General features: G+C 70.1%; 8 protein-coding genes. 5 read left to right on the forward strand and 3 right to left on the reverse strand.

The window, feature by feature from the left end; genetic code table 11:
- The first annotated feature begins 12 nt into the window (after positions 1–12).
- Genes C8D81_RS12260 through C8D81_RS12270 form a run of 3 tightly spaced genes read left to right on the forward strand, consistent with a single transcriptional unit; the run spans position 13 to position 3,022 of the window.
- On the forward strand, positions 13–1,341 hold the full coding sequence (locus C8D81_RS12260; RefSeq protein ID WP_133626145.1) for a M24 family metallopeptidase: 1,329 nt from the start codon (positions 13–15) through the stop codon (positions 1,339–1,341).
- Entirely contained in the window at positions 1,341–1,649 is a 309-nt protein-coding gene (locus tag C8D81_RS12265) for a Dabb family protein (RefSeq protein WP_133626302.1), read from the forward strand. The genes C8D81_RS12260 and C8D81_RS12265 overlap by 1 nt, the downstream gene beginning before the upstream one ends.
- 2 nt (positions 1,650–1,651) lie before the next feature.
- The gene (locus C8D81_RS12270; protein ID WP_133626146.1) at positions 1,652–3,022 is read left to right on the forward strand and encodes an MFS transporter; all 1,371 of its coding nucleotides are present in this window, start codon (positions 1,652–1,654) and stop codon (positions 3,020–3,022) included.
- Positions 3,023–3,097: 75 nt separating this feature from the next.
- Here the strand turns inward: C8D81_RS12270 and C8D81_RS12275 are convergent, their stop codons facing one another.
- Both C8D81_RS12275 and C8D81_RS21865 read right to left on the reverse strand, forming a co-directional pair.
- Positions 3,098–3,739, reverse strand: coding sequence for a LysE family translocator (locus tag C8D81_RS12275; protein ID WP_094404386.1), 642 nt, complete (start codon positions 3,737–3,739; stop codon positions 3,098–3,100).
- Between the two features lie 41 nt (positions 3,740–3,780).
- Complete coding sequence (locus C8D81_RS21865; RefSeq protein ID WP_133626147.1) at positions 3,781–4,416, reverse strand: TetR/AcrR family transcriptional regulator; 636 nt, start codon at positions 4,414–4,416, stop codon at positions 3,781–3,783.
- 142 nt (positions 4,417–4,558) lie between these two features.
- On the opposite strand from C8D81_RS21865, the gene C8D81_RS12285 reads away from it, so the two are divergent.
- Together C8D81_RS12285 and C8D81_RS12290 are read left to right on the forward strand one after the other, a co-directional pair.
- Positions 4,559–7,327: an MMPL family transporter gene (locus C8D81_RS12285; protein WP_094404388.1), complete on the forward strand. Its 2,769-nt coding sequence runs from the start codon at positions 4,559–4,561 to the stop codon at positions 7,325–7,327.
- A complete protein-coding gene (locus C8D81_RS12290; protein ID WP_133626148.1) occupies positions 7,327–10,287 on the forward strand; it encodes a YhgE/Pip domain-containing protein in 2,961 nt (986 codons plus the stop codon). Before C8D81_RS12285 ends, C8D81_RS12290 begins: the two co-directional genes overlap by 1 nt.
- A gap of 341 nt (positions 10,288–10,628) precedes the next feature.
- Here C8D81_RS12290 and C8D81_RS12295 read toward each other — a convergent pair whose 3' ends face one another.
- Positions 10,629–12,020, reverse strand: a complete 1,392-nt coding sequence (locus C8D81_RS12295; protein WP_133626149.1) for a DUF2079 domain-containing protein — start codon at positions 12,018–12,020, stop codon at positions 10,629–10,631.
- Positions 12,021–12,025: the final 5 nt, after the last annotated feature.

Consider the following 12,025-nt stretch of genomic DNA (forward strand, 5'->3'; position numbering starts at 1 on the left):
GAGGAGATCATCATGACCACCATCGCATCCCCGGGTGCCGTGCTCGGCGTGGACTGGGAGGAGCGCGTCAACTTCGCCCGGTTGCGCACCGAACGGCTGGCCCGGGCCAGGGCCGCACTGGAGGCGTCCGAGTTGGGCGCGCTGATCCTGTTCGACCAGAACAACATCCGCTACACCACCGCCACCCACATCGGGAACTGGGCGCGGGACAAGCTGTTCCGTTGTGTGCTGCTGATGCGTGACGCGGACCCGATCCTGTGGGACATCGGCTCGGCGGCGCGCCAGCACAAGATGCACGCCAGCTGGCTGCCGGAGAGCAGCTGGCAGGCCGGCATCTCGTCCTGGCGCGGATCGATCCCCGAGGACGTCGGGGTGGAGACCGGCAATGCGAAGCGATTGGCGGATCACCTGCGGGAGAAGGGATTGCACGGGGAGCCGATCGGCGTCGACGTGGTCGAGATCCCGGTGCTGCGGGCGCTGGAGGCCCAGGGTCTGCACATCGTCAACGGCCAGGAGCTGATGCAGCAGGCACGCAAGATCAAGACCGTGGACGAGATCGCGCTGCTGGACCACTCCGCCGGCATGGTCGATGCGGCCTACGACGAGCTGTATCGCAACCTGCACGTCGGGATGCGGGAGAACGAGGCCGTCGCACTGGTCAACAAGGTGCTCTATCTGGCCGGTTCGGAGGAGGTCGAGGCGGTCAACGCGATCTCCGGGGAGCGGTGCAGCCCGCATCCGCACGTGTTCAGCGATCGGGCCACCCGGCCCGGTGACACGGCGTACTTCGACATCATCCATTCCTTCAACGGTTACCGGACCTGCTACTACCGCACCCTGAACGTGGGCAGCTCGAATGCCGCGCAGCGCGACGCCTACCAGCGGGCCCGGGACGCGATCGACCAGGCGATCGCGGCGGTACGCCCGGGGGCGACCAGTCAGGATGTGGCGCTCGCGCTGCCGAGTGCCGCCGATCTCGGCTACTCCTCGGAGGAGGAGGCGTTCGGGCTGCAGTACTGCCACGGCGTCGGGTTGTCGGTGTGGGAGCAGCCGTTGATCAGCAGGTACCACTCGCTGGAGCATCCGGTGCCGATCGAGGAGGGCATGGTGTTCGCGCTGGAGACCTACTGGCCGACCAAGGACGGGGCCTCGGCCGCCCGGATCGAGGAGGAGGTGGTGGTCACCGCCGACGGTGCCAAGGTGATCACCCGCTTCCCCGCCGACGAGCTGCTGGTCGCCGGAACCCGTTACTGGAACGGCTTCAGCTTCAACACCGCCACGCTGGGTGAGCGGGCGCCAGCGAGTCGAAACCATCCCACCGATGCCGAAGGAGGCGCGTGATGCTGGAACACTATGTGATCTTCAAACCCCTCCCGGGCAAGGAATCCGGCCTCGATACGGCCTGTGCCGAGCTCGCCGCCGGATTCACCGACGGGCTGCCGGGGCTGGTCGAGCTGAGCTGGGGGCGCAACACCAACCGCTCCGGGCTGGACCGCGGCTTCACCCACGGTTGCCTGGGTCGGTTCACCGGCGCCGAGGCCTTCAAGCGTTACTGGGAGCATCCGGCCCATGCGCGGTTCATGGGCGTGTTGGACGAACTGTGCGAGGACCGGTTCGCGATCGACTACGAGTCCGAACCGGGCGACTGACGATGGTTGCGCAGCCGTCGGCCGGAAACGCCCTGCAGGAACGGATCGAGCGGTCCCCGATGAACGGGTACCAGTGGATGATCGTCGGGCTGTGCCTGCTGCTGAATGCCCAGGACGGTTACGACGTCTCCGCTGTGGCGTACGCCTCCAGCGGGATCGCCGCCGAGTTCGGCCTGACCGGCACCCAGCTCGGGGTGGTGATCAGCACCGGGTTGATCGGCATCGTGGTCGGCTCGTTCCTGCTCTCCCCGTTGGCCGATCGGATCGGCCGCAAGCCCACCGTGCTCGTCGGGCTGGCGCTGACGGCGGTCGGGATGGCCGGCGGTGCGCTCGCGCAATCGGTGACCCAGTTGACATTCTGGCGCCTGGTGACCGGTATCGGGGTGGGTGGGGTGACCGCCTGCATCAACGTGATCGCCAGCGAGTATTCGAATCCGCGGATGCGTGGGCTGGGCATCGGTCTCTACACCGCCGGTTTCGGGGTGGGGGCCACGCTCGGTGGGGTCGGTGCCGCGGCGCTGCTGAACGGTGTCGGTTGGCGCGGGATCTTCGTCGTCGGGGCGATCAACTCGATCGTGGTGATGGTGGTGATCGCGGCCCTGCTGCCCGAATCGGCCGCTCATCTGATCTCGGCCCGGCCGCGGAATGCGCTGGCCCGGTTGAACCGGATCGCGGCCCGGCTCGGGCAACCCGCACTGGTGGAACTCCCGGTCCGTGCTGCCGAGCGGCAGGCCGGGCTCGGCCGGCAGATCGCCGAGATCTTCGGGCCGGTGCTGCGGGCGCGCTCGCTGCTGTTGTGGGCGGGGTTCTTCACCGCCATGTTCGCGTTCTATCTGCTCACCGGTTGGACACCGCGGCTGGTGGTGCTGGCCGGCGGCACCCCGTCGCACAGCGCGGTGGTCGGTCTGGTGCTGTCCATCGGTGGTGCGATCGGGGCCGTCGCCTTCGGCGCGATCGCGGTACGGACGGGGGTGGAGCGGTTGGTGGTCGGTTACGCGCTGGGCGGGGTGCTGGCGTTCGTCGGGCTCGGTGCCAGCGTGGGTCTGCTGCCGGCCGGCCTGGTCGTGGCATTCCTGGCCGGGTTGCTCTGCAACGGTGCGATCGTCGGGCTGTTCACGCTGGCACCGGGGCTCTATCCCGCCGAGATCCGGGCCACCGGGGTCGGCTGGGCGAACGGGGTCGGCCGCACCGGCTCGATCCTCGCGCCGCTGACCGTCGGCGTGCTCGTGGATGCGGGCTGGACGGTGTTCGCGGTGTACGCCTTCGCCGCGGTCTTCCTGCTGGGGTTGGCGATCGTCGCGGCGGCGTACCGGAGGGTGGATCGCCTGGCGGGCCGCACTCCGGCACCCCAGCTGCGATCCATCGAATCCTGAGTGCACTCCGCGCTCCCTGGAGGGGGAGGCGGTTGCACCCAGGGTTCGATGGATCGCGGTTCGCCGCGGGTCGGCTCAGCGCTGTACCGCGAGCTTGCCGGCCAGGCCGATCATCGCCACGCCGCCACCGGCCTGCAGGGCCTGCAGCCGGCGTGGGCGGCGCTGGAACCAGTTGCGCAGGGTGCCGGCGGCGCACACCCAGACGGTCTCGATCAGCATCTGCGCCAGGGCGCCGGCCAAGCCGATGATCAGCATCTGCAGCGCCGGATTGCCCAGCACCGGGTCGACGAACTGGGGCAGGATCGCCATCAGCGAGGCGATGCTCTTCGGGTTCGCGACGCCCACCAGGAAGCCCTGGCGGACCGCGGTCGCCCGCCGTGCCGGCGTCTCACCCGGTGTCGTCTCCAGCAGCTGAGCGCCTGCGGCGTGGGCCGAGCGGATCGACTGGATTCCCAACCACAGCAGGTAACCCGCGCCGGCGTACTTCACGATCAGGAACAGCTTCGCCGAGGTGGCCACGATCGCCCCGAGCCCGGTGAGCACCAAGGTCAGCAGCACCAGCCCACCGAGCGCGTTGCCGAGCACGATCCACATCGCCGACCGCCGACCCCGGGTGATCGCCCGGCTGGTCTCCAACAGCACCGACGGGCCGGGGATGGCCGACAACAGGGCGGAGAGCAGCAGGAAGCCACCGACCAGGGCAGGGTTCACGAGCATGCGGTCACGCTACGCCGCAGAGCGGCCGTTCGACCGGTGGTTCAGTCAGTGGCGACCGGGCGGACCAGGTTGCGCATCAGCGCCTTGAGGTCATCGGTGCCGGCGGTGGGGGTGGTTCGGCCGAGCAGTTTGTCGAAGTTGGCGGCATCGTGCACGGCATGCAGCAGGCCGATCGCCTGCCTGGCCGGAACGCTGAGGCGTACCCCACGACGCTGGAGGCCCTCCTCGATCAGGTTCGCGAAGAGTCCGCCCATCTCCTCCTCGAGCTGGTTGAACATCGCGGCGAACTCCGGGTTGCGGGCGGCGTGCAGGCGCAGCTCGAGCTGCAGCAGTTGGGCATTGCGATCGCTCGGCTGGATCGCGACGAAGGTGTCCATCGGGTCGTCGATCAGCTCGTCCATCGGCCGCTCGTCGGTGTCGAGTACGCGGGCGATCGCCTCCTCGGCGGCGAGCAGGTGCTGTTGCCCGAGATCACGCATCAGTGCCGCGCAGAGATCTTCCTTGGACTCGAAGTTGCTGTAGAAGGCGCCCCGGGTGAAGCCCGCGAGCTCGGAGATCTCCTCGACGCTGGCCGCGTTCACCCCGCGGTCGGCGAACACCTCGACGGCCGCGTCCATCAGCCTGCGGCGGGTCTGGGCGCGGCGGGCGCTGACCCTGGGTTCGTCGGTGGTGGTCATCTCTCCTGCAATCTCTTGGGGCCGATCCGACCGTATCTCGCGAGGGGACCGGCCATAACTCCTGACGAAGTCGGATTTGCGTACACTACTGTATCGGATACAGTCCTGTATCGCATACACATCTGTATCGAAAGGTGTCGGGGTGTCCTCCTTCCTCTACGGTCTGGGCCACGCGTGCTTCCGGTTGCGGCGGCGCGTGCTGGTCGGCTGGCTGGCGGCGCTGGTGGTGCTGGTCGGGCTCGGCGGCGCCACGATGGGCAAGTTCTCCGACCAGTTCGACATCCCGGGCGCCCCGGCGGCCGAGGCGCTGACCCAGCTCCGGCAGACCTTCCCCGAGGTGGCCGGTGTCCGCGCCACGGTGCTGGTGATCGCCCCACCCGGCGACACCGTCGACAATCCGCAGGTGCGCCAGGGCATCGAGCGCGGAATCGACGTGCTCACACAGAATTCAAACCTGGTGGACAACGCCACCTCACCCTTCGACGAGTTCATCAAGGGGATGGTGAACCCCGACCGCAGCGCCGCGATGATCAACGTCTCGCTGAAGCGCACCGACGCCAGCGAGATCACCGACGCCGAACGCGAACACCTGCAGGAGCAGGCGGCCGAGATCCAGCAGCTGATGCCACCGGGCAGCACCGTCGCGATGGGCGGCGAGGCGTTCTCGATCGAGGTGCCGAAGCTCTCCGCGGTGGAGGCCGTCGGCGTCGGCCTGGCGCTGATCGTGCTGATCCTCACCTTCGGCAGCGTGGTCGCCGGGTTCGTACCGATCGCGACCGCGCTGATCGGCGTACTCGTCTCGATGGCGCCGATGCTGTTCGCGACCCGCTTCACCTCACTCAGCAGCACCACCCCGATGCTCGCGCTGATGCTCGGCCTGGCCGTCGGCATCGACTATGCGCTGTTCATCATCTCCCGGCACCGCGACCAGCTCGGCCGCGGCATGCCGGTCGAGGAGTCCGCGGCCCGCTCGGTCGCCACCGCCGGCTCGGCGGTCGTCTTCGCCGGACTGACCGTGGTGATCGCGCTCGTCGGGCTGACCCTGTCCGGGATCCCGTTCCTCGGCGCGATGGGCATCTTCGCCGCGATCACCGTCGCCTTCCAGGTGCTGGTCGCGCTCACCCTGGTACCGGCCTTCCTCGGCTTCCTCGGTGAACGGCTGCGGCCCCGGCACGCCCGCGGCGAGATCGACCACGAGGCGTTGGCCGCCCGGCAGCAGCGCGGCATCTGGGCCCGCTGGGTACGCCTGGTCACCCGCGCCCCGATCGTCACCATCGTGCTCGTGCTGGTCGCGCTCGGCGCACTGTCCGTTCCGGCCAAGGACATGCGGCTGTCCCTGCCGAACTCCGGTCAGCACGCGGCGACCGCCCCGGACCGGATCACCTACGATCTGATCGAGCAGAAGTTCGGACCCGGCTACAACGGCCCGCTGATCGTCACCGCCGACATCATCCAGTCCACCGACCCGCTCGGCCTGGTCGACGACCTGAAGCGCGAGATCGAGCAGCTGCCCGGCGTCGCCTCGGTACCGGTGGCCACCCCGAATCCGAACGCCGACACCGCATTCATCCAGGTGATCCCGACCGGCGGGCCGACCGATGAGTCCACCAAACAGCTCGTGCAGACCCTGCGCGACAACCAGGACCAGTGGCAGCAGCGCTACGGCACCGAGACCGCGGTCACCGGTATCACCGCCATCCAGATCGACATCACCGACCGGTTGGCCGCCGCGCTGCTCCCCTTCGGCATCTTCGTCGTCGGCTTCTCGCTGATCCTGCTGACCATGGTGTTCCGCTCGATCGCGGTCCCGATCAAGGCCACCATCGGCTATCTGCTCTCGGTCGGCGTCGCCTTCGGTGCCACCGCGATGGTGTTCAGCTACGGTTGGGGCAAGGACCTGATCAATCTCGAGAAGCCGATGCCGGTGATCTCGTTCTATCCGATCCTGCTGATGGGCATCCTGTTCGGGCTCGCGATGGACTACGAGGTCTTCCTGGTCTCCCGGATGCGCGAGGACTACGTCCACGGCGATCCCCGCAATCCCAACCGGGCAAGGCATGCCATCGAAACCGGCTTCATCGGCTCGGCCAAGGTGGTGACCGCCGCCGCGGTCATCATGTTCGCGGTCTTCGCCTTCTTCGTACCCAACGGCGAGGGACCGATCAAACCGATCGCCTTCGGCCTCGCGGTCGGCGTCGCGGTGGACGCCTTCATCGTCCGGATGACCCTGGTACCGGCGGTGCTCGCGCTGCTCGGCGATCGCGCGTGGTGGCTGCCGCGCTGGCTGGATCGGCGGCTGCCGTCCTTCGACGTCGAGGGCGAGGCGCTGGAGCACATGCTGGCGCTGCGCGACTGGCCCCATCCCGGCAGCACCGATGTGGTGCGCACCGAGGGTTACGGGGTACGCGACCACCACGGTCCGATCGCCGCACCGGCCGATCTGCATCTGGCGCCCGGGCAGGTGCTGGTGCTGGAGGGCGAACCGGAGGTGCGCACCCCGACGCTGTTCGGCCTGGCCGGCCGGGTCCGGGCGGTCGACGGCCGGATCAAGGTGGCCGGTCTGGTGCTGCCCGAGCAGGCCGGTGGCGTACGCCGCAAGGTCGCCTTCGTCGAGGGCCGGCATGGCACCGTACGAAACGACCTGACCGCCGCCCTGCGGGACCGGCAGGTCGAGCTGATCATCGTCGACGGCGCCGACGCGGTCGGTGACCACGACGAGCGCGCCGCCATCGCCAGCCTGATCGAAGAGGTCGGTGATGGGCAGCGCCGCCCCGGGGTGATCCTCGGGGTCGCCGACATCGACGTCGTCGCCGACCTGGCCCCGCGCGGCTTCGACGCCTTCACCCTGGCCCCACCCGCTGCGGCCGAACCCGCAGAACTCGTTCCCAGCAACGGAAAGCAGGAGCTTTGATGCGTACGCGCACCTTCGATCTGGAACGTGCCGGCACCGATCGTCCGGTTCGCCTGTGGTCCATCATCGGGGTGCTGCTGGTGCCGATCCTGGTGGCGCTCGGTTTCCTCGGCGCCACCTGGAACTCGCAGAGCCGGCTGCACCGCGTCGAGGCCGCGGTCGTGAACAACGACGAGATGGTCGAGGTGAACGGGCAGCCGGTCCCGCTCGGCCGTCAGCTCGCCGCCGGGCTGACCGAGCGCCGCGACGACAACTTCCGCTGGGTGCTGGCCGACCAGGCCGGGGCGAAGGCCGGGCTGGAATCCGGCCGGTATGCCGCGGTGGTGACCATCCCGAAGGAGTTCTCGGCCAACGCCACCTCCTATGCCCGTGACGCCGATCGGGCGCAGCAGGCCCGGATCACGGTGCAGACCTCCACCTCGGCCGGGGTCGCCGATGCCGGGGTCGCCCAGGTGATCGCCGAGACCGCCCGCGGCCAGTTGAACACCACCCTCACCGAGACCTACCTGGACAACGTCTACATCGGTTTCAACCAGTCCGGGGAACAGTTCAAGACCCTCGCCGACGGCACCGCCCGGCTCGCCGATGGTGGCGCCGGGTTGGCCGACGGCCTCGACCAGTCCCGGGACGGCAGCAAGCAGCTCGCCGACGGGCAGCGCTCGCTCGCCGAGGGGGTCGGCCAGACCGGTACCGGGGCCGGGCAGCTCGCCGACGGCCTGGCCGCCGCCCACGCCGGCGGCCAGCAGCTGAAGACCGGCGCCGCCCGTGCGGCCGACGGGGCGGGCCAACTCGCCGCCAACGGCCCGCAGCTCGCCAACGGGGCCAGCCAGCTCGCGACGGGTCTGGAGCAGGCCGGGACCGCCGGCCAGCAGCTGAAGACCGGCGCCAACCAGGCGGCCGACGGGGCCGCCCAGCTCGCCCCGGCCGGGCCGCAGATCGCCGCCGGGGTCGATCAGGTCGCCACCGGCATCGAGCAGCAGGCGGCCGGCGCGCCCGAGGCGAAGGCCGGTCTGGAACAGCTGCGGGCCGGTGGCCAGCCACTCACCGACGGCTTCGGCAGGATCAACGATGGGTTGCAGCAGCTCAAGCAGAACACCCCCGCCGTGCAGGACGGCGCGGTCGGATTGGCCGACGGTGCCGCGGGCCTCGGCACCGGGGCCGCCGAGCTCGCCGACGGCACCTCGAAGTCGGTGGACGGCACCGCCAGACTCGTCGACGGCGTCGACGACTTCACCGGCGGACTCGACGAACTGGCCGGTGGCGCCCGCAGCTACAGCACCGGGGTGAACCAGTACGTGGACGGCACCAAGCAGTTCGCCGGTGGCGTCGACCAGTACGCCTCCGCGGTGCAGACCTACGACCAGGGTCTGCAGCAGTTCCTGACCGCGATCTCCAGCGGCGCCTACGACCAGATGAGCGATACCGAGAAGGCGGCCCTGCGCAAGCAGGCCGGCACCCTGTCGGCCGGCTCCACCCAGCTCGTCCAGGGCGGCCGGACGCTCACCGCCGGCGGTGACCGACTCGTGGAGAGCGGTGCGCAGCTCCCGGCCGGCGGCAGGCAACTCGCCGACGGCGCCGACCGGTTGAGCGGCGCCGCGGCCCCGCTGCGGGCCGGGGTGCAGGAGCTGCGGCCCGGTGTGAGCGAACTGCAGCAGGGCGCTGCGGCGTACCAGCAGGGCGTCGCGAAGTATCGCACCGGTGCGACCGCCTACCGGGACGGCAGCGCGGCCTACTTCGCCGGGGTGACCGGCGCCGCCGACGGTGCCGCGCAGTTCGCGCCCGGGCTGACCGGCTACGTCGCCGGGGTGAACCAGGTCGTCGACCGGACCCTGCCGCAGCTCGAGGGCCTGCCCACCCAGGCCGCCCAGCTCCGCGAGCTGGCCGACGGGACGAAGCGGTACACCGACGGGGTCTCCCAGCTGGCGCCGGGTCTGCGGCAGCTCTCCGACGGGGTCGGCCAGTACGTGGACGGCATCGGGTCCGCGGCCGCCGGCGCCCGCCAGCTCGCCGACGGCACCACGCAGTACACCGATGGGGTGGCGCAGCTGGCGCCGGGTCTGCGGCAGCTCTCCGACGGGGTCGGGCAGTACGTGGACGGCATCGGGACCGCGGCGACCGGCGCCCGCCAGCTCGCCGACGGGGTGAACACCGGCCTGAAGCCCGGTGCCGACCAGCTCGCCACCGGCGGGGCCCAGCTCAGCGACGGGCTCGCCCAGGCGGCCGATGGCGGCCGCCAGCTCGCCAACGGGCAGCGGGAGCTGGCCAACGGGGTCGCCGAGGGTGCGGACAAGGTGCCCAGCTATTCCCCGGCCGAGCGGGACAACCTCAAGCAGGTCGTCGCCCAGCCGGTCGCCGGCAACGGCACCCCGGAGCTGGTCGCGCAGGCCACCGCCACCTCGCTGCTGATGGTGCTGGCGCTCTGGCTCGGCGGTCTGGCCACCTATCTGGTGGTCCGCGCGGTCTCCGCGCGGGTGCTCACCTCGCGCCGGCCGACCTGGCAGCTCGTCGGGCTGGCACTGGCGCCGGGGGTGGCGATCGCCGCCGTGCAGGCGCTCGCGCTCACCGCGGTCGGGCAGCTCGTGCTCGGCCTCTCCGCGGGCCAGACCTTCGGCGTACTGCTGCTGATGCTGCTCGGTGGGGCGACGTTCGCGGTGCTGAACCATGCACTGGCGGCCTGGTGGGGCGGCTTCGGCCGGCTCGTCTCGGTGGTCATGGTGACGCTGGTCGCCGCCGCCGGGATGACCTCCGCGGTCCCCGCGTTCTTCGACGCGGTCACCCCATTCCTGCCGCTTACGCCGGTGCTGCACGGCATCCGCTCGATCATGACCAACGGCACGGGGTTGGCGGACGCGGTCGGGGTGACCGTGCTCTGGCTGGTGATCGGCCTGGCCGCCTCCGCGCTCGCGGTGGCCCGGCACCGGGTCGCGCCCGTGCTGGTACCGCGGGCCAAGACCGCCTGACCGCCCGTCGCCCGAGCGCTCGCTCACCCGTCGGCTGAGCGAGCGTCACCCTTCACCCGTCGGCTGAGCGAGCGCCAGCGAGTCGAAGCCACGGGTGGCACGTAGGTCGAGAAGTTGCCACGCGTGCCTCCGAGCCGACGAGCGCGCGCGGCCCAGCGCGCCGCTCCGGCGCACGCGTGGTAACTCCTCAACCTGCGGGCTCTTCATCTCGACACGCTGACCCGGCTCCGCTTCGCTACGCCGGGCCAGCTACTCGATGAGCGTGGACGTGGCTTCGACTCCTCGTTCCTCGTCGCTCAGCCGACGTGGGGAGATGCTCGTCCCTCAGCCGACGTACCGGGTCAGAGGCGGCGGGCGACCTGGTAGCCGTTCTCGTCCAGGACCTTCTCCCAGCGGCTGCCGGGGTGGATCTGGCCGCCGTAGGTGACCACGTCGATCGGGCCGCTCCAGCCACCGCCGATGGTGTCGACGACCAGGTAGTCCTCGACCGGGTTCCCCTGCTGGCCGATGTAGTAGACGTCGCGCTTCGACACCAGATAGGCCATCAGCGAGACGTCGCTGGCCACGGTGACCTCCTCCGGTACCACCGCCAGCACCCGCTTCGCCGACTCCTGCCGACCGTCGGTCTTCCACTGCTCGGGGTTGCGCAGCTCGAACAGCGGCAACTGGTTGAAGATCGCCAGCGCGAAGGTGAGCACCACCACTGCGCCGTGCCGGGCGTACGCCCTGAGGAACGGCACCCCCGACTCCCGCAGCTTCGCGATCCCGTCGACCGCGCCGGCGTACGCGATCGGCATCAGCATCAGTGAGTAGTGCCAGGTCTGGCCCCAGTGGCCCTCGTTGTTGGACAGGAACCGCCAGGCCAGCGTCGGCAGCACCAGCCAGGCCAGCGAGGAGCGGAGCAGGAAGAACCCGGTGCAGGCGAGCAGCAGCAGCACCGTCGCCATCTTCTTGTCGTTGGTGAGGATCTCGGCGAGGTTGCCGAACGGGTCGGCGAGCACCTGGCTCATATCGAGGTACTTGTCGTAGTCGTACTGGCTGTTCGGGTTCAGCGCGGGCAGGAAGACCTTGGTGGTGAGGACGAACATCACCAGGCCCCAGGCGGCGACCGCGCCACCGAGGATCCAGCGCTTCGAGCGCCAGGCCAGCACCAGGCCGAAGACGAGGACGGTCAGCCCCAGGTCCTCTTTGACGAAGACCAGCAGGCTGCCCCAGATCGCCGCGGTCAGCCAGGACTTCCGCAGCAGCGCCCACAGTGCGATCGCCAGGATCGGCGCACCCATCGCGACCTCGTGGAACTGCACCACCACCGCCTGCTGGACGCCCCAGCAGATGGCGTACGCCAGCCCGATCAGCCAGCCGGCCGCGGCGCCGAGCTGCTCGTGGGCGGTCTTGGCGATGAAGAACACCGAGATCGCGACCAGCAGCGCCTGCAGCAGCAACAGCGTGTACGCCGAGGGGAAGACCGCATAGATCGGCGCCAGCAGCGCCAGGATCGGGTGGAAGTGATCGCCGAGGATGTTGTAGTCCGCGCCCTTGATGTGCACGATCGGCGGCTGCAGCCGGGCGTACTGCTGCACCACCTGGGTGAAGATGCCCAGGTCCCACGACGGCGATTCGTAGCGGCGCCACTGCAGCGTGGAGAGCAGGGTGTAGACGGCGAAGGCGCCGACGGCCAGCCAGCCCGCGCTGAGCGGCTGGGCGCCCACTCGCTGCCGTATCCGGTCGATCATCCCCG

It is taken from the genome of Enemella evansiae, assembly GCF_004362375.1.
Lineage (GTDB): Bacteria > Actinomycetota > Actinomycetes > Propionibacteriales > Propionibacteriaceae > Enemella > Enemella evansiae.